20 protein-coding genes and 1 pseudogene are annotated in these 22083 nt (G+C 68.8%); 17 read left to right on the top strand and 4 right to left on the bottom strand.

Features of this window, described 5'->3' with window-relative positions:
* Positions 1–364 precede the first annotated feature (364 nt).
* Positions 365–739, bottom strand: a complete 375-nt coding sequence (locus AB0M65_RS19690; RefSeq protein ID WP_364029182.1) for a MerR family transcriptional regulator — start codon at positions 737–739, stop codon at positions 365–367.
* A 64-nt stretch (positions 740–803) separates the two neighbouring features.
* Between AB0M65_RS19690 and AB0M65_RS19685 the strand changes: the two genes are divergently transcribed.
* Positions 804–2003, top strand: a complete 1200-nt coding sequence (locus tag AB0M65_RS19685) for an MFS transporter (protein ID WP_364029180.1) — start codon at positions 804–806, stop codon at positions 2001–2003.
* Positions 2004–2422: 419 nt separating this feature from the next.
* On the opposite strand, the gene AB0M65_RS19680 is transcribed toward AB0M65_RS19685, so the two are convergent.
* Complete coding sequence (locus AB0M65_RS19680) at positions 2423–3019, bottom strand: helix-turn-helix domain-containing protein (RefSeq protein WP_364029178.1); 597 nt, start codon at positions 3017–3019, stop codon at positions 2423–2425.
* Positions 3020–3167: 148 nt separating this feature from the next.
* On the opposite strand from AB0M65_RS19680, the gene AB0M65_RS19675 reads away from it, so the two are divergent.
* A complete protein-coding gene (locus tag AB0M65_RS19675) occupies positions 3168–4049 on the top strand; it encodes a VCBS repeat-containing protein (protein WP_364029176.1) in 882 nt (293 codons plus the stop codon).
* 188 nt (positions 4050–4237) lie between these two features.
* On the opposite strand, the pseudogene AB0M65_RS19670 reads toward AB0M65_RS19675, so the two are convergent.
* Positions 4238–4696: pseudogene (locus AB0M65_RS19670) on the bottom strand (ribonuclease III domain-containing protein); the annotation flags it as partial.
* Positions 4697–4791: 95 nt separating this feature from the next.
* Positions 4792–6141, bottom strand: coding sequence for an MFS transporter (locus AB0M65_RS19665; RefSeq protein WP_364029174.1), 1350 nt, complete (start codon positions 6139–6141; stop codon positions 4792–4794).
* A gap of 97 nt (positions 6142–6238) precedes the next feature.
* Here AB0M65_RS19665 and AB0M65_RS19660 point away from each other — a divergent pair, with 97 nt between their 5' ends.
* The 15 genes from AB0M65_RS19660 (at position 6239) to AB0M65_RS19590 (ending at position 22071) form a co-directional block, all read left to right on the top strand.
* Positions 6239–6724 (top strand): MarR family transcriptional regulator, encoded by a 486-nt coding sequence (locus AB0M65_RS19660; RefSeq protein ID WP_364029171.1) that lies wholly within the window; start codon positions 6239–6241, stop codon positions 6722–6724.
* A gap of 58 nt (positions 6725–6782) precedes the next feature.
* A complete protein-coding gene (locus tag AB0M65_RS19655; protein ID WP_364029169.1) occupies positions 6783–7721 on the top strand; it encodes a hydroxymethylglutaryl-CoA lyase in 939 nt (312 codons plus the stop codon).
* Entirely contained in the window at positions 7718–8437 is a 720-nt protein-coding gene (locus AB0M65_RS19650) for an enoyl-CoA hydratase/isomerase family protein (protein ID WP_364029167.1), read from the top strand. The genes AB0M65_RS19655 and AB0M65_RS19650 overlap by 4 nt, the downstream gene beginning before the upstream one ends.
* Positions 8434–9621 carry a CoA transferase gene (locus tag AB0M65_RS19645; protein ID WP_364029165.1) on the top strand — a complete coding sequence of 396 codons (1188 nt, stop codon included), beginning with the start codon at positions 8434–8436 and terminating at the stop codon, positions 9619–9621. The genes AB0M65_RS19650 and AB0M65_RS19645 overlap by 4 nt, the downstream gene beginning before the upstream one ends.
* Positions 9622–10392, top strand: coding sequence for an enoyl-CoA hydratase/isomerase family protein (locus tag AB0M65_RS19640; RefSeq protein WP_364029163.1), 771 nt, complete (start codon positions 9622–9624; stop codon positions 10390–10392).
* A complete protein-coding gene (locus tag AB0M65_RS19635; protein WP_364029161.1) occupies positions 10392–11993 on the top strand; it encodes an AMP-binding protein in 1602 nt (533 codons plus the stop codon). Before AB0M65_RS19640 ends, AB0M65_RS19635 begins: the two co-directional genes overlap by 1 nt.
* A complete protein-coding gene (locus AB0M65_RS19630; RefSeq protein WP_364029159.1) occupies positions 11990–12943 on the top strand; it encodes a nitronate monooxygenase family protein in 954 nt (317 codons plus the stop codon). The genes AB0M65_RS19635 and AB0M65_RS19630 overlap by 4 nt, the downstream gene beginning before the upstream one ends.
* 282 nt (positions 12944–13225) lie before the next feature.
* Positions 13226–13744, top strand: a complete 519-nt coding sequence (locus AB0M65_RS19625) for a TetR family transcriptional regulator (RefSeq protein ID WP_364029157.1) — start codon at positions 13226–13228, stop codon at positions 13742–13744.
* A 187-nt stretch (positions 13745–13931) separates the two neighbouring features.
* A complete protein-coding gene (locus AB0M65_RS19620) occupies positions 13932–15377 on the top strand; it encodes an aldehyde dehydrogenase family protein (RefSeq protein WP_364029155.1) in 1446 nt (481 codons plus the stop codon).
* A 30-nt stretch (positions 15378–15407) separates the two neighbouring features.
* On the top strand, positions 15408–16688 hold the full coding sequence (locus tag AB0M65_RS19615) for an aspartate aminotransferase family protein (RefSeq protein WP_364029153.1): 1281 nt from the start codon (positions 15408–15410) through the stop codon (positions 16686–16688).
* Between the two features lie 13 nt (positions 16689–16701).
* Complete coding sequence (locus tag AB0M65_RS19610; RefSeq protein WP_364029151.1) at positions 16702–17748, top strand: extracellular solute-binding protein; 1047 nt, start codon at positions 16702–16704, stop codon at positions 17746–17748.
* Complete coding sequence (locus AB0M65_RS19605; RefSeq protein WP_364029149.1) at positions 17745–18602, top strand: ABC transporter permease; 858 nt, start codon at positions 17745–17747, stop codon at positions 18600–18602. The genes AB0M65_RS19610 and AB0M65_RS19605 overlap by 4 nt, the downstream gene beginning before the upstream one ends.
* Positions 18595–19416, top strand: coding sequence for an ABC transporter permease (locus AB0M65_RS19600; protein WP_364029147.1), 822 nt, complete (start codon positions 18595–18597; stop codon positions 19414–19416). The genes AB0M65_RS19605 and AB0M65_RS19600 overlap by 8 nt, the downstream gene beginning before the upstream one ends.
* The gene (locus tag AB0M65_RS19595; protein WP_364029145.1) at positions 19409–20434 is read left to right on the top strand and encodes an ABC transporter ATP-binding protein; all 1026 of its coding nucleotides are present in this window, start codon (positions 19409–19411) and stop codon (positions 20432–20434) included. Before AB0M65_RS19600 ends, AB0M65_RS19595 begins: the two co-directional genes overlap by 8 nt.
* Positions 20431–22071 (top strand): amidohydrolase, encoded by a 1641-nt coding sequence (locus AB0M65_RS19590; RefSeq protein WP_364029143.1) that lies wholly within the window; start codon positions 20431–20433, stop codon positions 22069–22071. The genes AB0M65_RS19595 and AB0M65_RS19590 overlap by 4 nt, the downstream gene beginning before the upstream one ends.
* The last annotated feature ends 12 nt before the right edge of the window (positions 22072–22083 follow it).

Raw genomic sequence — 22083 nt, 5'->3', positions numbered from 1 at the left:
GGGGAAGGTGTGAAGGTCGAGTTTCCTCGGCTCAGCCGAGGGAAGGAGTCCTTCACGCGCGACCACTGTGCCTGCTGATGCACCTGCGACCACAGCGGCGACCTGAAGGTAGTGAAGGGGCCTTCACGTGCTTCAGGATAGGAAAGGAGACCTTCACGGACCTGACCCACGATCAGCCCCGCAGCTAAATCCAGTAGGTACCCAAGACACTCTTGGCTCTAACGACCCAAATTACTCACGACCCCCTGCCCAAACCGGACCCTAGCATCCCGAAAAGTATCCTTTGTGGACAGTCCAGGAGCGCCGGGACACTGGCGAGTCCGCTGCCGCCGCCAAATTCGCCACGCCACCTATGACTTACCCCTCAATACGCACCGCGCAGACGTGGCCGGGCCTGCTCCAGGTAGACGTCGATCGCTTCCCGGTCTTTGGCGAGCGCATCGATGCGCCGCTGGAGCTGCTCCCGTTCGTGCTCGAGTTTGGCCAGCGTCTCGGGTGCGACAACGCGCATGTGGATCGCGCCGGGGCTGTTCAAGCACGGCAGGATGGTGCGAATGATCCGGGTGGGGATGCCGTGCTCGAGCAGGCCTCGGATCTTGTGGACCCGGTCAAGGGAGGCTTCGGTGTATTCGCGGTAACCGTTGTCGCCCCTCGTGGACCGGAGCAACCCTTTTTCTTCGTAGTACCGCAGCAGGCGGACGGAAACCCCGGTCCGCCTCGACAGTTCCCCGATGCGCATGTGCCCCACCTCACCGCTCGTCACCTTGACCCTGACACCAGTGTGAGACGCCCACGATAGCCGCATGACTGTGGATGCCATCCCTCCCCGTGACACGGGCGTGGTTCGCCCGAAGCTGCCGCTTGGCGCGCTGCTGGCTTTCGCGACAGTGGTCTTCGTCGGTTGTGTGACCGAGACGCTGCCCGCCGGAGTACTGCTCGGCATCAGCGCAGACCTGCGCGTTTCCGAGGCACAGGCAGGACAACTCGTCACGGTATACGCCATCAGCACGGCGGTGACGGCGGTGCCCTTGACCACGCTGAGCCGTCGCCTGCCGCGTCGCGCGTTGTTGCTGTGGCTGATTCTCGGCTTCGCCGTGGTCAACGCGATCACAGCGTTCTCGTCGGTGTACGCCTTGACACTGATTGCCCGGATTCTCGCGGGCGCGGTGTCCGGGGTGCTGTGGGCGATGATGCCCGGCTACGCCATGCGGTTGGTCCCGGCGGCCCATGCCGGGAGGGCGCTGGCGATCGCGATGGTCGGTACCCCGATCGGGTTCGCGGCCGGAGTTCCGGCCGGGACGATACTGGGCGAACTGGTCGGCTGGCGCTACGCGTTCCTCATGCTGGTCGCGATCACGGTCCTGCTGGCCGGCTGGGTCCGATGGCAGGCCCCGGCCCTGCCGGGAGAGCAGGCGGGGCAGCGCACGGCACCGTGGAAAGTACTTTCGATCAAGGGTTTTCCCGCCGTTCTGGCGACCACGTTCGTCTTCGTGCTCGGACACAACATCCTGTACACCTATCTCGCACCGGTCCTCGCCGCGACAGGTGAAACGCGGCTTCTCGGTACCGTGCTGCTGGTCTTCGGCGTCACCTCCGTACTCGGGATCTGGGTGGTGGGCGCGGTAATCGACAAGTGGTCGCGGCCGCTGGTGTTCGCCTCGACGGCGGTGTTCGCCATCGCGGGTGCGCTGATCGGCTCCGCCGCGGACCGGCCCGTGGTGCTGTACGGCGCGGTTGCCCTGTGGGGTCTGGCTTTCGGCGGAGCCCCCACCCTGTTTCCCGCCGCGGCGGCCAAGGTCGCCGGGCGCACGGCGGACGTCGCGCAGTCGCTGGCGATCACGGTCTGGAACCTCGCGATCGCGGGCGGGGCGCTCCTGGGTGGGTCAGTGCTCGACCGGGCGGGAACCGCGACTCCGCTGCCCTGGATCGCGGTGGCGCTGGCCGCGCTGGCCTGCGCGGTAGCGATCGCCGCCCGGCACGGGTTCCCGGCTGACCGACGTTGACCGCGTGCGCGATGACCGTGGCGCCGGATGAGGGAACGGCTAAGTCATCGTGCTCGTGTCCGGTCGGCGTCGCGGCCGAGTTCCTGGCCCGGCAGGTCATCCGGCCCGGTGATGCACCCGTCGACCGACATGGACATGTAAAGCCGCGGTGGCGTCCTACCCATCCTCAATTCCTTCCTTCGGCCAGTCGGCGGCGATCATGCTGCGACCGAGGTACTCGTGGCGCGTGCGACTCGGGAAACGGAACCTTCGCGACGGTGATCTGGTGTGCCTGGAAAGCCTACGAGTACAAGCAGGACGGCGACACCGGCTCAGTCAGGGAATCCGATGGCAAGGGAACCTTTCGGCCAGCCATTCTCCTGTTTCATCGCGGCAATCGAAATGAGTGTCAGAGTGTGGGAGTCAGCGCGCGACTCGGGTCAGTGCACCAGTGCCGCGCTGAGGACGCGGGCAGTGCGGGCGACGGCGTCGGACACCGCCCCCGGCGACTGCCGCACGGCGATCGCGGCCGCGATCGAACCCAGCCTCTCGCCGGTCGGCAGTCTGACGGGTGCTTCGGTGACGACGAGACCGTGTTTTGCTTGCCAGTCAGGCGAAAAGTGGCCGGCGAGCTGCGGCACGGTCGTCCCTGGGCGCAGGAGGAGGTCGTGCTCCGGCAGGGTGCGGCTGGCGGCGATCAGGATGTCGCCGTCACACGGCACGGAGAACACCGAGCTGGCTCGCGTCGCCGCGGACAACCACCGCAGCTGACCGCGGGCGAGCTCCAGCAATCGCGGATAGGGCTGCCACGATTGGCCGAGCCGGAATGCCTGCGCGCCGACGCGGTAGCGGTTTTCACTGCGCTGGACAACCTCCAGTGCGGTCAATTGTTCGAGCAATCGGTGTGCGGTCGATTTCGGCATCGAGCAGGAATTCGCCAGCTGAGTCAATCCGGCTTCACCTTTATGTCGTATCAAGGCATCCAATAGGGTGAAGGCGCCGTCGAGGACGCTTCTGGGTCTTTTTCCGGTCTCCATCGAAATCCCCCTCACTTGGTCCACTGTACGGAACCCTTGCTGACAATGACACGTTTCCGCGCCAGCCTGTAGACATTCCAGTGCGAATCTTCGGCAAGAGGAGCGGACTGGGAAGCGTACATCCATAGAGTGGAAAGGGTTCCGGAAAATGCGAAGAACCATTCGGACGGGGATGGCGATAGCGGGTCTGGTCGGAGGCCTGCTCGTCGTGCCATCGGTCGCGAGCGCGGACGACGCCGATGTCAGCATCACCGCTTCGCCCGCGTCACAAAAGATCGCCGCCGATTTCGACGGCGACGGGTTCGCCGACAAGGCGGTGTGGCGTCCTGGTGATGGCATCTGGTACGTGATCCGCAGCAGCAACGGCAGCGTGGCGACTCAGCAATGGGGTGTCTCGGGTGACGTACCGGTGGCCGCGGACTACGACGGCGACCACCTGGCCGACTTCGCCGTCTGGCGGCCGAGCAACGGTTACTGGTACATCATCCAGAGCAGCACCGGCGCCGTGGTGACCCAGCAATGGGGTACGCCCGGCGACATCCCGCTGACCGGCGATTTCAATGGCGACGGCCGCTCGGACTTCACCGTCTGGCGCCCGAGCAACGGTTACTGGTACGTACTCGGAATCGCCACCGTGCAGTGGGGCATTGCCGGTGACGTTCCCGTGTCCGGCGATTTCAACGCGGACGGCCGTGCCGACTTCACCGTCTGGCGGCCCAACGACGGCGTCTGGTACGTACGGGATATCGCCACCCAGCAATGGGGCGTTGCCGGCGACATTCCGGTGGCCGGTGACTTCAACGCGGACGGCCGTGCCGACTTCGCCGTCTGGCGGCCGAGCAACGGTTACTGGTACGTACTCGGAATCGCGACCCAGCAGTGGGGTACGGCCGGTGACGTTCCCTTGTCCGGCAATTTCGGTGGCGACCCGCGGGCCGACTTCGTGGTGTGGCGCCCGTCGGACGGGAACTGGTACGGCCTCGGCCTGTTCACCACCCAGTGGGGAACACCAGGCGACATCCCGGTCTGACTGATCTGCTGATGGCGGACTGGCGGGCGACGGTGCCACCGATCGTGATGGTGACACGGTCGCCTTGCCAGTCTTCCGGCTGGGCCGGAGTCAGTCTTCACACTGGTGCTTTGCCACATCGACGCCGAGAGCCAGCCGAGCGTGAGGCCTGGCGGCCTCCGAGGACTGAGCGGTCAGGGCTTGCCCGCGAGCCCCGCGCCGCGCAGTAGCGCCTCGTCGAGCAGGTCGCCGAACAGCCGGTGCACCAGCCGCCACGCGACGTCGACGCCGTGCCGCAGGTAGATCGCGCCGATCAGGGCTTCGAGTCCGTCGGCGAGGATGCCGGCGTTGTCACGTCCGCCGGTGAGCTCCTCACCCTTGCCCAGCAACAGATGTACGCCGAGACCGCCTTCACCGAGAGTGCGCGCGACCCCGGCGAGAGCTCGCGCGCTGGTCACGCTCGCACGGAGCCGGGTGAGTATTCCGAAAGGCATCTCCGGGTGAATCCGGTACACGTGATCGGTGACAACCAAGCCGAGTACGGCCTCTCCCAGGTACTCCAGCCGGCTGTTCGACGGAAGCCATCCGTTCTCGTAGGCGTACGAGCGGTGCGTCAGTGCCGGCACGAGAAGTTCGGCGTCGAGGTCGACGCCGAGCGCTTCGAGCAGCGAGCCGAACCGGTCGGCAACGGCTGCCTCCGCGCGTTGCCGACGCACTGCGGATCCGTCAACCACGCAACCAGTCTTTCACGGCCATGACCGCGTCACGGAGCCGTCGGGGGCTTCTCCTTGAGGTCGGCCGCCCGTACGCCGACGAGGAGGACGACCACCGCGAGCAGCACGATCCCGCTGCTGATCCGCAGCCCGAGTGCGAGACTCCCGGTCGCGGACTGGATGAACCCGAGCAGGGAAGGCGACGCGGCGGCCGCGAAGGAGCCCATCGAGGTCACGACGGCGATACCGGTCGCGGCCGCGCGGTCCGAAAGATAGATCGACGGAATCGAGTAGAACACCGTCAGACCCGAGTAGTGCGCCGCCGCGAGGACGGCGAGCAGCACCACGACCACGTAGACATTGCCGTGGGAAAGGGAAATCGCGAACATCGCGAGTGCCGCGACGATCCATGCCGTGGCAGCGTGCCAGCGCCGTTCGAGGATGCGGTCGGAATGCCGTCCGACGATCAGCATGGCGACGATCCCGGCCAGCGGTGGCAGGGCGGAGAACAGGCCTAGGTTCAGCACATCGCCCACCCCGGCGTCGGCGATGATCCTGGGTGCCCAGAAGGAAACCGCGTTCGCGAGGGTGTACGCACCGCACGCGCACAGCCCGAGGATCCAGACCTTGGGGTCGCTCAGTGCCGCGCGAAGCCCGATATGGGTCCGCGTGCCGCCCGCCCCTCCCTTGAGCCGCTGGTCGGCGTCGAGGTCGGCGCGGACCGCCGCCTTCTGCGCTGGAGTGAGCCAGCGGACCTGCTCGGGCTCGTCGGCGAGCCAGTACAGCACGGCGAGGGCGAGGGCGATCGGCGGGATCCCCTCGACGAGGAACAGCCATTGCCAGTCCGCCAGTCCGGCGACACCACCGAGGGCGTGCATGATGCCACCGGAGATCAGCGAACCCACGATTCCGGAGACCGGCACCCCGATGAAGAAGATCGCGGTCATCCGGGTCCGGCGCGCCGACGGGAACCAGCGGGACAGGTAGAACAGCGCCCCGGGGAAGAACCCGGCTTCGGCGACGCCGAGCAGGAACCTCGCCACATAGAAGGTGTACTCGTCCTGGACGAACATCGTGGCCACGGTCACGACACCCCAGGAGGCCATGATGCGCACCAGCGACTTACGCGCTCCGATCCGTGCCATCAGCGCGTTGCTCGGTACCTCGAAGAGAATGAACCCGACGAAGAACACCGTCACGCCGAGGCCGTAGACCGCGGGACCGAAACCGAGATCGCGTTTGAAGCCCTCCTGCGCGATCCCGATGTTCGTCCGGTCGATGAAGCTGACGATGTAGCAGATCACGAGCAAGGGCATGATCCGCAGCGCGATCGCCCGGTAGGTGGCCGGGCGGTCGACCGGCACGGCGGCTTGTTCGGTGGCTGGACTGGGATCGGCCACGTTCTTCGACTCCCTTGTCGGCGGCGGGGACCACGCGAGCATGCGCGTACGTGTTGATACTGTCAACACCTATCTCTCGATGGGTAGGATGCCCGGCATGACCGAACGTCCGGACGGACACGAGCTCGTCCCGATCTCCCAGCTGCTGTCCTACCGACTCTCCCGCACGTCGGCCGCCCTGTCGCGTTCGGCGGCGTTGCGCTACCGCCGGGAGTTCGACGTGAGCCTCGGCGAATGGCGCGCGATCGCCCTCATCGCCGCCGACCCCACGCTCACCCTCAACCGGCTGGCCCGCCGGGCCGGTCTGGACAAAGCGCAGATGAGCAGGGTTGTGGCGAAGCTGGTCGAGCGCGGCTTGGTGAACCGCACGGCTGCTTCGGGCCGCACCTCCCGCTTGGCGCTGACCGAGGACGGCCTCACCGTGTACCGAGGCCTCATCGTCGCGGCGAACGAGCGCGACGCCGCCTTCCTCGGCATCCTGACCTCCACCGAGGCGGAGATCCTCGAACGCGCACTGGACAAGCTCGCCGACGCCGCGCTCGTCATCGAACAGGAGGAGCGTGAACGTGACACGAAACCCTAAGTGTTGACATTATCAACTTGAGGCGAGTAGTTCTGGAGTCACCGTAGGAGGTGACTCGATGACCGACGGGGTCACGATTTGTGAGTGCTTCGCCAGGGACGGGCTGCAGCACGAGCCGGTGTTCGTCCCCACCGCGACGAAGGTCGCCCTGCTGGAAGGTTTCGCCCGCGCGGGGTTCACCCGCATCGAAGCCACGAGCTACAGCCACCCGGAGCGGGTCCCGGCGTTCGCCGACGCGAGTGACGTGCTCGCCGCCCTCGGCCACCGGCCGGATGTGGCGTTCAAGGCGACGTGCCCCAACCCCCGCGCCGTGACACGCGCGCTGGACGACCTGGATCGCGGTGCCGGCGCTCAGGAGCTGAGCCTGCTGGTCTCGGCCAGCGAGAGCCATACCGAGCGGAATCTGCGCACCACCCGCGCCGCACAGTGGGAGCGGGTCGCGGAGATGGTCCGCTTGGCGGACAAGCGTTTCAGGCTGATCGGCGTGGTATCCGTCGCGTTCGGCTGCCCGTTCGAAGGCGCCGTCGACCCGGGCCGGGTCGCCGAGGACGTCGCCCGGTTCGCCGACCTCGGCGCCGACGCGGTCACCCTGGGCGACACCACCGGGGTGGCGACGCCGAAGACCGTGACCACCCTGTTCGAGCGGCTCGGCCGGACCCACCCCGGACTGCCGCTGATCGCGCATTTCCACAACTCGCGCGGTGCGGGCATCGCCAACGCGGTGGCCGCGCTGGACGCGGGCTGCCGCCACTTCGACAGCGCGATGGGCGGAGTCGGCGGCCACCCGGCGTCGATCGGCTACGGCGCCGGGCTGACCGGCAACGTCTGCACCGAGGACCTCGTCGACCTCTTCCACGCGATGGGTGTCCGGACCGGACTGGATCCCGACGCGCTCGCCCAGTCGTCCGCCGCTTGCGAAGAAGCACTCGGCCGCCCACTGCACAGCATGGTCGCGCGAGCCGGTTTCGCCCGCACACAAGGAGAAAGCCGACGATGAGCCTGCTCACCGATGACCACGACCGGGTCCGGATCCTGACCCTCAACCGGCCGGACAAGCTCAACGCACTCGATACCGCCCTCACCCGGGCTCTTCGGGACGCGCTCGACGACGCCGACAGCGACCCCGAGGTCCGCGCCGTGGTGCTGACCGGCAACGGCCGCGGCTTCTGTGCCGGCGCGGATCTCTCCGAGTTTTCCGCCCTCACGCCGGAAAACCCCGGTGCCGTACTGGAGCGAGCGGCGCTGACCGCCGGGCTCCAGACCCGGACGCAGCGGATGGGCACCCCGGTCGTCGCCGCGGTCCGCGGCGCGGCGGTCGGCGGCGGCGCGGGCCTCGCGATCGGCGCCGACATGGTCGTCGCGGGCACCGACCTGCGCTTCGGCTACCCGGAGCTGCGTCACTCGCTCGTCCCGGCCCTGGTGATGACCGGCCTGGTCCGGCACCTGGGCCGCAAGCTCGCCTTCGAGCTGATCAGCACCGGCAGGCTGCTCACGGCGGCCGAAGCGTTCGAACACGGCCTGGTCAACCGGGTCGTCGAACCGGAGGACGTCCTCTCCGCGGCGCTGGAGATCGCCGCGGGCTGGGCGGCGGTGGAGCCACAGGCACTGAGCGCCGCCAAAGACCTGTTCTACCGGGTCGCCGATCTGCCGACCGACGCCGCCATGCGTGCCGGCCAGGACGTCAACGCCCTGATGCGGGGGTTCCGCCGGTGACGCCGCCACTCGACGGCATCACCGTGCTCGACTTCTCCCGGGTGCTGGCCGCCCCGATGGCCACGCAGATCCTCGGCGAACTGGGCGCGACGGTCATCAAGGTCGAACGGCCGGGCTCCGGCGACGAGACCCGGGGCTTCGAACCCCGGCTCCCCGCCGGGGAAAGTGCTTACTTCTTCGCCGTCAACCGGGGCAAACGCTCGGTGACCCTCGATCTGAAGGACACCCGCGGCCGCGACGTCGCCCGCCGCCTCGCCGCCCGTGCCGACGTCGTCGTGGAGAACTTCCTGCCCGGCACCATGGACCGGCTCGGCCTCGGCTATGAGGAACTGGCCGCGGGCAACCCCGGTCTGGTGTACGTGTCCGCCACCGGATTCGGGCAGACCGGCCCGGACCGCTCCCGCAAGGGTTACGACACCGTCTTCCAGGCCCTGTCCGGGGTCATGGCGATGACCGGCGAACCGGACGGTCCGCCGGTCAAGACCGGGATCCCCGCCGCGGACCTGACTTCGGGTCTCTGGGTGGTCATAGCCGCGCTCACCGGGCTGGCAGGCCGGAGCGCCACCGGACGCGGCCGCCATCTGGACGTGTCGATGATGGACGTCCAGCTCAGCCTGCACGCGCTGAACGCCGCCCGGTTGTTCGCCCTCGACGAGGATCCGGCGCGGACCGGCAGCCAGCACCCCGGTCGTGTCCCGTCCGCCGCCTTCGCGGCCGCGGACGGCCGCTGGGTGCACATCAGCTGCAGCGACCAGCATTGGGCGCCGCTGTGCCGCGTGCTCGGCCTCGACGAACTGGGGTCCGACAGCGAACTCCGGCACAACGCCGGACGGGTCGCTCACCGGGACCGGGTGATGACCGCGCTGCGCACGGCGATCGCCGACCGGGGAAGCGGCGAGCTGGTCGAGGAACTGCGCGCTGCCGACGTTCCAGTAGGCGAAGTCCGTGGTGTCCGCGAGGCACTGGACGATCCGCACGCGCGGGCGCGTGGCGTCGTCGGCAGCTTCTCCCACCCCACCGAAGGCACGTTCCCCGCGATCCGCACTCCGCTGCGGGACACCGGGGCGCGGCCACAAGACCTGGAGAGCCCGCCGTTGCTGGGCGCCGACACCGAGAGCGTGCTCGCGGACGCGGGCCTCGGCTCGGCCGAGATCGCGGACCTGCGCCGCGAAGGAGTGATCTGAGTGGACGAGCGGATCCTGCTCGACGTCACCGACGGTATCGCCCGGCTGCAGCTGGCCCGCCCTGCCGCGCGCAACGCCGTGGACCTGCCACTGTGCCTTCAGCTGCGCGCGGCGTTCGACGAGATCGACGCCGACGAGTCGGTCCGTGTCGTCCTGCTCTCCGGGCAGGGGCCGGTCTTCTGCGCGGGTGCCGACCTCAAGGAGCGCACCGGCAAGGACGCGTCGTGGGTGCGCCGCCGTCGCGCGGCCTCGTTCGCCGCCTACGCCGCGATCGCGGCCTGCCGCCGACCGGTGGTCGCGCTGGTGCACGGGGCCGTCGTCGGCTCGGGCGGCGAGATCACCCTCGCCGCCGATTTCGCCATCGCCGCCGAGGGCACCACGTTCCGGTTCCCCGAGCCGCATTGGGGCACGATCGGTGCCACCCAGCGGCTGCCGAGGGCGATCGGGCCGCGCCGCGCCAAGGAGCTGCTGTTCACCAATCGCCCCGTCGACGCGGAGGAAGCCCGCGATCTCGGGCTCGTCGTCCGCGTCGTTCCCCCGGCAGAGCTGACCGAGGCCGGGAACGAGACGGCGAAGAGCATCGCCAAGGCGCCGCCGGGAGCCATCGCGCTGACCAAACGCGCGGTGGATCTCGGCACCGAGACCGACCTCGACCGCGGCATCCGCATTGAAATGGCCGCGATCGAGCAGAATCTGGAGACTGGCGACTGGCGTGACGGCATCGACCGCTTCTCGGCTACCCGCACCGCGACGCCTGAGGAGGCAGAGTGATGGACCTGCGCACCGTCTGCCCGCTCACCGCGCACGAAGCGCTGGAGCGCGCCGCATTGACCGCGCCCGACGTCGAGGCCGTCGTCACCGCCGAGTCCCGGATCACCTACGGCGAACTCGCCGGGAACGTCGTGCGGATCCGGGCCGCGCTCGCGGCACACGGCGTCGGACGGGGCGACCGCGTCGGTGTCTGCCTCGGGAACGGCCCCGACTGGGTCGCGTTGTTCGTCGCGATCGGCTCGCTCGGCGCCGTGACAGTGCCCGTCAACACCCGGTGCACCGCCGACGAGGTGCGATACATGCTGGCCAAGGCGAAGGTTTCGACACTCTTCGTCGCGGACCGCGTGCTACGCGTCGACTTCATCGCGATACTGCGCGAGCTGGGTCTCGGGGCCGGCGGGCGCTGCGCCACGTTGCCCGACCTGACCTCCGTGGTCGTACTGGGTACGGAGGTGCCCGACGGCGTGACGTCCTGGCACGCGTTCCTCGCCGCCGCGGACGGCGACGCCCCGGCCACCGCGGAACCGGACGACGTGCTGCTCGTGCAGTACACGTCGGGGACGACGGCCCGACCGAAAGGCGTCCTCCTCACCCATCGGAACATGTGCGCCAACGCGTACTTTTCCGGCGCCCGGCTCGGATTCCGTCCCGCCGACCGCTTCCTCAGCGCCCGCCCCTTCTTCCATGTCGCCGGAAGCACGCTGTCGGTGCTCGCCAGCCTGCAGCACGTGGTCACCTTGGTGGCCATGGCCAAATTCGAGGCGGGAGAGGCCTTGCGCCTGCTGGAAGAGGAGCGCTGCACGCATTTTTCGGGCAACGACACCATCGCGATGATGTTGCTCAACCATCCTGACCGCGCGACGCGGAAACTCCACCTGCGTGGCGCCTGGGTCGCGGCGTCGCCGACGGTGATCCGGCGGGTGATCGACGAGCTCGGCGCCCGTGAATGCGTTGCGGGATATGGCCTTTCGGAGGCGTCACCGAACGTCGCGCAGTCCTGTTGGTGGGAGCCCGATGAGATCAGGGCTTCCGGCGCGATGGCCGTCGAACCAGGGGTTGAGGTCCGGATCCGCGCGCTCGACGGGGAGCACGACTGCACGCCGGACACACCGGGTGCGATCGTCGTCCGCGGCTGGAACGTCATGCGAGGTTACCTCGGCGACCCCGTGCAGACCGCCGCCGCGATCGACGCCGATGGCTGGCTGTCCACCGGGGACGTCGGCCTGCTCGACCGGTCCGGCAGGCTCCATTTCATCGGGCGTACCAAGGACATCATTCGCGTCGGCGGTGAGAACGTCGCCCCGGCCGACGTCGAGGACATCCTGCATCGCCATGCCGCCGTCCGGCAGGCAGCCGTGGTCGGGGTGCCGCACGAGCGGCTGATCGAGGTCCCGTTCGCCTTCGTCGTGCTCCGCGAGGCTGATGCTGTCACCGAAGAAGAACTCCTCCGTTGGGCGAAGGCCCACATGGCGGGTTTCAAGGTGCCACACCATCTTCGGATCGTCGAGGGCTTCGAAGGCATCGGCATGACCGCGAGTTCGAAGGTGCGGAAGAACCAGCTCGCGGAGCACGCCCGCACTCTGCTCGGGCCGACCCGATGAGGCGGATCCCGACCCCGGTCACCGCCTTGCTGGACATCGCTCTGCCGATCGTGCAGGCGGGCATGTCGTGGGCCTCGTCGTGCTCGGCCCTGCCACTCGCGGTGAGTAACGCCGGCGGACTCGGGGTGGTCGCCGCCGGGCCGATGCGGCTGCCGGACCTGGCCCGCACCCTCGACGAAATGGCCGACGGCACCGAGTCGCCGTGGGCGGTGAACCTGCCGCTCTACCGGTCGGGCGTCGAGGAAGTGATGGAGTTGCTGCTCAAGCGCCGCCCGCCGGTGCTGATCGCCTCGCAGGGCGGCCCGCGACGCTACCTCTCCCGCTTCCACGACGTCGGAACCACCTGTCTGCACGTCGTCGCCGGTACCGAGCACGCGAAGAAGGCCGTCGACGCCGGTGTCGACGGGCTCGTCGTCGTCGGCGCCGAGGCAGGCGGGCATCCGCCGCCCGGCCTCGTGACGACGCTGGTCCTCACCCGCGCTGTCACCACTGCGGTACCCGGCACGCCGATCGTCGCGGCCGGAGGCCTCGCCGACGGAGCAGGCCTCGCCGCGATGCTCGCCCTCGGCGCGGGCGCCGCGCAGTTCGGCACCCGGTTCCTCGCCAGCACCGAAGCCACCGTCCATCCGGATTACAAGGCCGCCGTGGTCGCCGCCGGAATCGACTCGACCCGCACCGTCGGGCGGGAACTCGGCGTGATCCGCGCACTGGCCAACGACTTCACCGACCGGATGACCGAACTCGAGAACTCCGCGGCCGACGTCGAACGACGACGTGACACGTTCACGGCCTCGACCCTGCGAGACGCCGCACTCGACGGCGACCTGAAGAACGGCAAGGTCGAAGCGGGTCAATCGGCCGGACTGGTGACCGACGTACTGCCCGCCGCCGACATCGTGCGACGGATCGTGGAGGAGTACGACGCGGCTGTCGCGCGGCTGCGGTCCTGAGCGTGGTACATGAAGGCCCCCTTGCTTGCGCCTAGCGCAAGCAAGGGGGCCTTCATGTACTGGCGAAGGTGTGAAGGTCGAGTTTCCTCGGCTGAGCCGAGGGAAGGGGGCCTTCACGCGCAGCGCTGGGACTGCTGGTGCGCCTGGGGTGAATGTGGCGGTCGCGGACATCCCTGTCTTCAGCCAGCACACTTACCCACCTCACCAGCCGGCAGTAGCGCGACATTACATCTGTAATGTAGCCTCCTCCTACACGTCACCAGTCGCCTAGGAGGTTCCGAGATGAAGCGGGCACTCCAGCGCGCGGCGGTCGAAGTCGTGGCACGGGAAGGGCTTCGCGGTCTCACCTATCGCGCGGTCGCCGGAGCGGCGGGCTGCACCACGGGTGCGGTACAGCACCACTTCTCCTCACTCGACGATCTTCTCCAGTCCTCTTTGGACTGGGTACTCGAAGAGAGTGCGGAGAACGGGTTGATCGGCGCACGCACCGGAATGTTCGCCGATGGCGCGGAAGTCCGGAAGCGGTATCAGGACAGCGCGGAGATCCAGATCTTCCAGTACCAGCTGGTCGTCGAGTCGGCGCGGCGCCCGGAGCTGCGGCCGGTGGTCCAGCGGCTCTACCGCGGCTACCTCGATGCTGTCGGCAAAGAACTGACAGCCGACGACGGATTCACGCAACTCGTTTTCTACGCCCTCGACGGAATGTTCCTGCATCAGGTGGCCGATCCGGACGTCGATCCCGGCCCGGCACTCGAAGCCCTGCACGCCATCCTGGCGAACCATCACCCGGGCGCCAACTAAAACGGCAGTACCACTACCCGGTGACACGCACCCCGCGTGGCACCGGACCGTGGTACTGCCCTTTTTCGTTACAGGGCAACAACTCTGCACTGTCCTTTTGCGACAAACGGAACCAATTTAGGTGTTGACTTAATCAACACCCGGGGGTCAGACTCGGCGCACACCCGATGAAGCGAAAGGCCTTCCGATGCCCGACACCGCTGCCGCGACCTTGCTGATCGACGGTCGCTGGCATTCCGCCCCGACGACATTCGACGTCGTGGATCCCGCGAGCCTCGACGTCCTCGGTCAGGCGGCCGACGCGGACACCACCCACGCTCTCGCCACGCTCGACGCCGCGGCCACCGCCGCCCGCGGCTGGGCGGACACCGATCCCGAAACCCGCGGTGGTCACCTGCGCGCCGCGGCGGCGGAAATCCGTGCACGCCAAGGTGAACTCGCCTCGTTGCTGAGCCGGGAGAACGGCAAACCACTCGCGGAGGCCGCCGGTGAACTGGCAGGCGGAGCACGGATGCTGGAGTGGGCCGCGGAAGAAGGACGGCGCGCTTACGGCCGAGTCACCCCTGCTTCCGCGGCCGGTCCGGGCCTGGTGCTGCGCTCCCCCGTCGGACCGGTCCTCGCGATCACGCCGTGGAACTTCCCGGCGAGCATGCTGCTGCGCAAGGCCGGGCTCGCACTGGCCGCGGGCTGCCCGGTGATCGCCAAACCGGCCGAGCAGACACCGCTCATCGCCACGGCACTGCTCGGCATCCTGCAGGCGACCGGCCTCCCCTCGGGCGTGCTGCAGTCCCTGACCACGACCAGGCCCGCGGAACTCGTGGGGGCGCTGCTGGCCGATCGCAGGCTGCGCAAGGTCAGCTTCACCGGGTCGACCGAGGTCGGCCTCGGCCTGCTGCGGCAGACCGGAGACACGCTTCGCCGCACATCGCTCGAAATGGGCGGGCACTCCCCCGCGATCGTCTTCGCCGACGCCGATCTCGAAGCGGCCGCTGCCGGCGTCGTCACCGCGAAGTTCTTCAACGCGGGCCAAAGCTGCACGGCCGTGAACCGGCTTTACGTCCACGAGAGCGTGCGGGACGACCTGCTCGCGCTGATCGAGAAGAAGACAGCCGCGCTGCGCGTCGGGCGCGGAGACGCCGAAGGCACCACAATCGGTCCGTTGATCGACGAGGCCGGGCTCGCGAAGGTCGAGAACCAGGTCACCGACGCCGTGGCCAAGGGCGCCAGGGTCCTGATCGGCGGTGGCCGCTGGGAGTCCGGTGACCCGGCGCTGCGCGGCCACTACTTCCGGCCAACGGTACTGACCGGCGTCACCGCGGACATGCTCATCAGCCACGAAGAGACGTTCGGCCCGGTGCTGGCCGTCGCCACGTTCACCGACGACGACGAGGCGATCGCACTGGCCAACGCCACGGACTACGGGCTGGCCGCCTACCTGTTCGGCAGCGACCTGCGCCGCCTCTGGCGGGCACTCGACCGGCTGGACTTCGGCGTGATCGGGGTCAACGACCCGGCCCCGGTCCGCCCGGAACTGCCTTTCGGCGGCCAGAAGAACTCCGGCCAGGAACGCGAAGGCGGCGCCGAAGGGATCGAGGCCTACACCGAGACGAAGGCCGTGGCGCTGCGGTTCTGAGCCGGACGCCCGAGAAGTGAAAGGACCTTCATGACCAGCACCACCGACCTCGCCGCACTCGACCGGCGCACCCTCGTGCACCCGCACACCACGATCGGCGCCCCGGTCGAACCACTCATCCTCGACCGCGGTGAAGGCGCTCTGCTGTGGGACACCGAAGGCCGCCAGTACATCGACGGAACCTGCGGTCTGTGGCAGTGCCCGGTCGGCCACGGCCGCACCGAACTCGCCGACGTCGCCGCCGAGCAGATCCGCCGTCTGGAGTTCTACTCGTCCTTCGGTGACTACTCGAACGCTCCCTCGATCCGCCTCGCCGAACGGCTGCTGTCGCTCGCACCCGCCGGTCTGGAACGCGTGTTCCTCACCAACGGCGGTTCGGAAGGCAACGAGACCGCGATCAAACTCGCCCGCCTCGCCTTCCACCACGCCGGTTCCCCGGAGCGGACCGTGGTGCTGGCCAGGACCGGCGGTTACCACGGCATGGGCGGCGCCTCGCTCGCCGCCACCGGTATCGAGGGCCTGCGTGCCGGGTTCGGCCCGCTGCTGCCGGACATCGAATGGCTGGGAAAGCCCCACGCCATCGAATACGGCCCGGACGCGACGGACGTACTGGTCGCGGAGCTGGAACAACGCATCACCGAGATCGGAGCGCACCGCATCGCCGCGTTCATCGGTGAACCGGTACTCGGCGTCGGCGGGATGGTGCCGCCGCCGGACGGGTACTGGCCCCGCGTACAGGAAGTCTTGCGCCGCAACGGGATCCTGCTGATCGTCGACGAGATCGTGACCGCCTTCGGCCGGACCGGACAGTGGTTCGGCAGCAAGCATTTCGGCATCGAGCCGGACATGATCGTCACCGCGAAGGGCATCACCAGCGGCTACATCCCGATGGGTGCGGTGCTGATCGGCCGTCGGGTACTCGAACTCGCCGACGGAGCCACGTTCCTGCACGGTTTCACCTACAACGGCCACCCCGTCGGTGCCGCGGTCGCGCTGGCGAACCTCGACATCATCGAGCGGGAGAATCTGCTCGAACGCGCCCGCGTTCTCGGCGCCCGCCTGCGCGAGCGGCTCGACCCGCTCACCGAACTCCCCCACGTGCGCGAGGTCCGCGGTGTCGGCCTGATGCTCGGCATCGAGTTCACCGGCATGCCGACAGCGTCGGTGCAGTCCGGCTGCCGCGCGGACGGCGTAGTGGTCCGCGCCTCCGGCACCAGCATCGTGCTGTCCCCGCCGCTGGTCATCACCGAAGAACAGATCGACACCCTGGCCGACGTGCTGTGCCGCCACGTCGCGGCCGCGGCGAGCTGAGCGGAGAAGACCCATGAGACGCCGGATACCGACGCTGTTGTCCGCCGCGCTGACCGTTCCCCTCTTCGTCACCGGATGCGCCGTTTCCGAGGGCGGCCCGAACTCGCTCGTGTTCGTCTCCTACGGCCAGGGCGCCTACCAGGCGGGGCAGCGTTCGGCGTGGCTCGACCCGTACGAGAAGCAGACCGGGACCACGGTCACGATCGACGGCCCGTCGAGCAACGCCAAGCTGAAGGCGATGGTCGAGGCTGGCAAGGTCACCTGGGACGTCGTGGACACCGACGCCTCCGCGGCCGCCGCGGTCTGTGGCAGCCTGCTCGAACCCATCGACATGGGACCGCTGGCGGACGGCTTCCCGAAAGGATCGCTGACCGACTGCGGGGTGCCGGACGCCTTCTTCGGCATGATGCTGATGTACGACGCCAAGGTCTACGGCGACCACCCGCCGACCAGGATGGCCGACTTCTTCGATCCCCAGGCGTTCCCCGGACGTCGGATCATCTACGGGGGCGACCCGAGTGTGGGCACGATCGAGGCCGCCCTGCTGGCCGACGGTGTCGCGCGGGACAAGCTGTACCCGCTCGACGTCCCCCGCGCGTTGTCGATGTACGACCGGATCCGGCCGGAACTCACCATCACCAGCACCTACGGCGACCAGCAGCAGCGGATGGCGGGCGGACAGGCGGATATGGCGCTCATCGTCAGCGCCCGCGCGTTCTCGCTGCTGAAAGCCGGGGCCACCAACTGGAAAGTCGTACCCGGCATTCCCGTTCCGGTGACCTGGGACGTGCTCGTCATACCCAAGGGGACACCGCGGGCGGACGAGGCCAAGCGGCTGATCCGGTTCGCCTCGGAACCGGCGCAGGCGGCGGCTTTCGCGGCCCGCGCGGGCGTCGGGCCCGCGAACACCGCCGCCCCCGCCCCGGCCACCCCGATCGGGCGGACGCTCGACATCTGGGGAGACGGCAAGGAGGACCTGCGGGTGCTCTGTGACGTGCGCTGGTGGGCGGCGAACCGGACCATGCTCGTCAAGGCCTGGTCGGATTGGAGGACCGGATGACCGCCGTACTGAGAACGCGGCGGACCGGTTCCGCGACCTGGCTGCTGCTCCCCGCCGCGGCGGTGGTGCTCGTGTTCTTCTTCTACCCGCTCGCCGCGATCCTCTGGCGCAGCTTCACCGAGCCCGGTTTCGGCGTCGGCAACTACCTGGCCGTCCTCGGGGACGAGGTGCAGATCCGGGTGATCCTCCGTACCTTGCGGACCGCGCTGATCATCACCGTCGCCACGCTGATCGTCGCCTACCCGTACGCCTACGCGATGACCCTGGTCGGGCGCCGGGCCCGCACGGTGCTGACGCTGCTGGTCTTGATGCCGTTCTGGACCAGCGTGATGGCCCGCAACTTCGCTTGGTACGTCCTTGAACAGCGGGGTGGCGTGATCGAGAAGGCGCTCGCCGCGATCGGCGTCGACGGGGTGGTGCTCCTGGGTTCGGTGGCCGGGGTGACCGTCGCGATGGTGCAGGTGATGCTGCCGTTCATGGTGCTGCCACTGCACAGCTCGATGACCGGGATCGACCGCGGCCTGCTCCACGCCGCCGGCAGCCTCGGTGCGTCCCGCCCGGTCGCTTTCCTGCGGGTGTACGTGCCGCTGTCGATGCCTGGGGTCCTGGCCGGGGTGTCGGTGGTGTTCATCATGTCGCTGGGCTTCTACATCACCCCGGCACTGCTCGGCACGCCGCAGCAGGCGCTGGCCGCGCAGGTGATCGGGACCCAGGTCAACGACCTGCTGGACTTCGCCGGTGCCGGTGCGCTCGGAGCGATCCTGCTGGTCATCACGCTCGTGGTGCTGGCCGTGCTCAGCCGGGTGGCCGCACCGCTGGGTGCCGGAGCGACGGGAGGTGCCGACCGTGGCTGACAAACCGTCCATCACCAGGGCCGCGCTCCGGCAGCGGACACTCGGCTGGGGACTGCGTGTGTGGGTCGCCGTCGTGGGATTCGTACTCGTCGCACCCACCCTCGTCGTGATCCCGATGAGTTTCGGCGCGGGCTCGACGTTCCAATTTCCTCCTGATGACTGGTCATGGCGCTGGTACGGCGAGTTCTTCGGCAGTAAGCAGTGGCTCGCCGCGCTGGCCAATTCGGTGCAGGTCGGCCTGCTGGCGGCGGTGCTCGCGACGGTCGTCGGGGTGGCGGCCGCGTTCGGCCTCGACCGCGCGCGGTTCCGCGGCCGGGGTGTCGTACGGCAGCTGCTGATGGCGCCGATGATCCTGCCGGGGATCGTCGTCGCGGTCGCCGTCTACGGGGTCTTCCTGCGGTGGCAGCTCAACGGGACGATGCTCGGTTTTGTGCTGGCGCACGCCGTGCTGGGCGTGCCGTTCGTGCTGACGTCGGTGCAAACCAGTCTCGCCGGGTACGACCCGGTCGTGGAGAAAGCCGCGGCGAGTCTCGGCGCGCCGAAGCTCACGACGTTGCGCAAGGTCGTGCTGCCGATCATCGCTCCCGGCGTGCTGTCGGGTTTCGTGTTCGCCTTCGCGACCTCTTTCGACGAGGTCGTCGTCGCTCTCTTCCTGCAGACGCCCGCCATCAAGACCTTGCCGGTGAAGATGTACGAGTCGATCGTCCTGGAGATCGACCCCACCATCGCCGCGGCGTCGAGCCTGATCGTCGTGTTCACCACGATCCTGCTGTTCGTGCCCACGTTCCTGCGCCGACGGAGCCACCATGACTGACGACCACCGCGGTATCACCACCGCACACGTGACCAAGGCGTACGCCGGCGTCGGCCGTCCCGCCGTGGACGACGTCTCACTGCACATCGCCGACGGCGAGTTCATGACCTTCCTCGGCCCCTCCGGTTCGGGCAAGACGACGATGCTGTCGATGATCGCGGGGTTCACCCCGCTCACCGCGGGTTCGATCACCCTGGACGGCCAGGAGATCTCCCGGCTCAAACCACACCGGCGCGACCTCGGGGTGGTGTTCCAGCAGTACGCCCTGTTCCCGCATATGTCGGTCGCCCGCAACGTCGCTTTCGGGCTTACGCAACGCAAACGACCGAAGGCGGAGATCGACCGACGCGTCACCGAAGTGCTGGAACTGGTCGGCTTGTCCGCGATGCGGGACCGGCTGCCCCGTCAGCTTTCCGGTGGTCAGCAGCAGCGGGTCGCGCTGGCCCGCGCCGTGGTCTACCAGCCTCGGGCGCTGCTGATGGACGAGCCGCTGGGTGCCCTCGACAAGAAGCTGCGTGACCAGTTACAGCGCGAGATCGCCCGGATGCACCGCGAGCTGGGCATGACGTTCCTGTTCGTCACCCACGACCAGCAGGAGGCGCTCACCCTGTCCGATCGGATCGCGGTGTTCAACGAGGGCCGGATCGAACAGGTCGGTACCCCCGAAGACCTCTACGAGCGGCCGGAAACGTTGTTCGTCGCGCAGTTCGTCGGCGAGTCCAACGCCTTGTCCCTCACCCCCGGCGAGGTCACGATCGTGCGGCCGGAACGGCTGACGCTGTACACCCGTGCCGAACCGGTCCCGTCCGGGCATCAACGTGTCAGCGCCGAGGTCACCGACATCGTCTACGTTGGCGACCACAGCCGGATCTGGCTGCGGTACGCCGACGGCGCGCGTGGCTGCGCGGTGCTGGCCGCGGGTGCGGTGCACGAACACCGTCCCGGCGACGACGTCACCGTGGCCTGGCACCCGGAGCATCAAGCGGCCGTCCCCGCCGCGGAAAGGGCGGCGGTATGACCTCCGACCTGCTTCTGCACGGTGGCCTGGTGCGCACTTTCGACGCCGAACTCGGGAACGCCACGGCGATCCTGCTCTCCGGTGGCCGCGTGGTCGCGGTCGGGGACGACGACACCGTCTCCGCCGCGGCCGCCCCCGGCACGCCGTCGGTCGATCTGCGGGGACGGACCGTCCTGCCGGGAATCAACGACGCGCATCTGCATCTGGCCTGGTATGCCTCGGCCGGACCGGAGTTCTGCGTGAACCTGGCGGCCGCGGCAAGCCTCGCCGAGGTCCGGCGGGCACTGGATGCCGCGCCGCCGGGCGAATGGATCGTCGGCCGTGGCTGGCGTGAAACCACCATCGCCGAGTTCGCCGACAGCCGTGCCGTACCGTCGCGGGCCTGGCTCGACGGCGTGACCGGGACCCGTCCCACGGTGCTGCACCACGCCTCGTCCCATTCGATCTGGGTCAACAGCGCCGCACTGGCGCGAGCCGGGATCACCGCCGCCACAACGGATCCGCCGTCCGGGGAGATCGTCAGGGACGCAGACGGCGAACCGACCGGGGTGCTCGTGGAGAGCGCGCAGGAACTCGTGGCCGCGTTGGTGCCGCAGCCGAGCCGGGACGAGCGGCTGGACGCGACCGTGCGCACGATGGCCCGGCTGAACCGGCTGGGCGTCACCAGTGTCACCGATCCGATCGTTCCGCCAGGGTTGTGGCAGGACTACCGGGAGCTGCACGCGGCGGGCCGGATGACGCTGCGGGTCACCGCGCTGTTGCACTGGAATTGGCCGTCTCCCACGACTTCGGCGGCCGAGCTGAGCCGGGCACTGGACAGTACGGACCTGGGTACCGGCGACGATTTGCTGCGCATCGGCGGGATCAAGCTGTTCGCCGACGGCGTCCCGACTCATTGCACGGCTTGGATGCACCAGCCGTATCCCGATGGCGGGCATGGAAGTCTCGTCACGGCCGGGTCCGGCGATCCGGAACAGGTACGCGAACTGCACGAGCTGATCGCCGTCGCCCACCGGCGCCGGGTACGCGTGCAGGTCCACGTGACCGGCGATCGCGCGGCCGACGCCGTGGTCGACGCCATCGAGGCCGTCGCGGCCGCCGACCCGTGGCCGGACGCGCGGCACGTGCTCATCCACGGCACCTTTCTGTCGCCGGAAGTGCACGAGCGCCTTGCCAGGACCGGAACCGGCGTGATCACCAGCTCACTCATGCGGACGTTCAGCGGTCCGTCGATGGTCCGGATCGTGGGCGAGGACCGCTGGCAGGACGCGTTCCCCGCGCGCACGCTGCTCGACCACGGGGTGGTGGTCGCCGACAGCTCGGACGCCCCGGTGACCGAACCGGACTGGCGACGCGGGGTCGCCACCTTCACCGGCGAGCCGGGGCCCAACCCGTTTTCCCTGCTCTCGCACGAAAAACGGCTCAGCCGGGAAGAGGCGCTGCGGCTGTGGACGACCGGCCCGGCGTGGCTGGAACACGCCGAGACCCGCAAGGGAACCCTGGCTCCCGACCGGTTGGCCGACCTGGCCGTCCTCGACCAGGATCCGGTCACCGCGAACGGCCGGGAATTGCTCGGCGCCCAGTCGGCGTTGACCATTCTCGGTGGGCGCGTGGTGTCCGAGGTGGATCGCGACTGAGGCGGGAGCGAA

The organism is Amycolatopsis sp. NPDC051071 (assembly GCF_040682875.1).
Lineage (GTDB): Bacteria > Actinomycetota > Actinomycetes > Mycobacteriales > Pseudonocardiaceae > Amycolatopsis.
Note: the sequence above shows the minus strand (reverse complement) of the source record. Positions and strands in the feature narration are given on the sequence as shown.

What these genes read in the sequence shown, in the direction of transcription:
- AB0M65_RS19590 (WP_364029143.1), top strand. Translation starts at nt 20,431, where the DNA reads ATGACCTCCGACCTGCTTCTGCACGGTGGCCTGGTGCGCACTTTCGAC.
- AB0M65_RS19595 (WP_364029145.1), top strand. Translation starts at nt 19,409, where the DNA reads ATGACTGACGACCACCGCGGTATCACCACCGCACACGTGACCAAGGCG.
- AB0M65_RS19685 (WP_364029180.1), top strand. Translation starts at nt 804, where the DNA reads ATGACTGTGGATGCCATCCCTCCCCGTGACACGGGCGTGGTTCGCCCG.
- AB0M65_RS19650 (WP_364029167.1), top strand. Translation starts at nt 7,718, where the DNA reads ATGAGCCTGCTCACCGATGACCACGACCGGGTCCGGATCCTGACCCTC.
- AB0M65_RS19615 (WP_364029153.1), top strand. Translation starts at nt 15,408, where the DNA reads ATGACCAGCACCACCGACCTCGCCGCACTCGACCGGCGCACCCTCGTG.
- AB0M65_RS19610 (WP_364029151.1), top strand. Translation starts at nt 16,702, where the DNA reads ATGAGACGCCGGATACCGACGCTGTTGTCCGCCGCGCTGACCGTTCCC.
- AB0M65_RS19620 (WP_364029155.1), top strand. Translation starts at nt 13,932, where the DNA reads ATGCCCGACACCGCTGCCGCGACCTTGCTGATCGACGGTCGCTGGCAT.
- AB0M65_RS19630 (WP_364029159.1), top strand. Translation starts at nt 11,990, where the DNA reads ATGAGGCGGATCCCGACCCCGGTCACCGCCTTGCTGGACATCGCTCTG.
- AB0M65_RS19605 (WP_364029149.1), top strand. Translation starts at nt 17,745, where the DNA reads ATGACCGCCGTACTGAGAACGCGGCGGACCGGTTCCGCGACCTGGCTG.
- AB0M65_RS19635 (WP_364029161.1), top strand. Translation starts at nt 10,392, where the DNA reads ATGGACCTGCGCACCGTCTGCCCGCTCACCGCGCACGAAGCGCTGGAG.
- AB0M65_RS19675 (WP_364029176.1), top strand. Translation starts at nt 3,168, where the DNA reads ATGCGAAGAACCATTCGGACGGGGATGGCGATAGCGGGTCTGGTCGGA.
- AB0M65_RS19690 (WP_364029182.1), bottom strand. Translation starts at nt 739, where the DNA reads ATGCGCATCGGGGAACTGTCGAGGCGGACCGGGGTTTCCGTCCGCCTG.
- AB0M65_RS19680 (WP_364029178.1), bottom strand. Translation starts at nt 3,019, where the DNA reads ATGGAGACCGGAAAAAGACCCAGAAGCGTCCTCGACGGCGCCTTCACC.
- AB0M65_RS19655 (WP_364029169.1), top strand. Translation starts at nt 6,783, where the DNA reads ATGACCGACGGGGTCACGATTTGTGAGTGCTTCGCCAGGGACGGGCTG.
- AB0M65_RS19660 (WP_364029171.1), top strand. Translation starts at nt 6,239, where the DNA reads ATGACCGAACGTCCGGACGGACACGAGCTCGTCCCGATCTCCCAGCTG.
- AB0M65_RS19625 (WP_364029157.1), top strand. Translation starts at nt 13,226, where the DNA reads ATGAAGCGGGCACTCCAGCGCGCGGCGGTCGAAGTCGTGGCACGGGAA.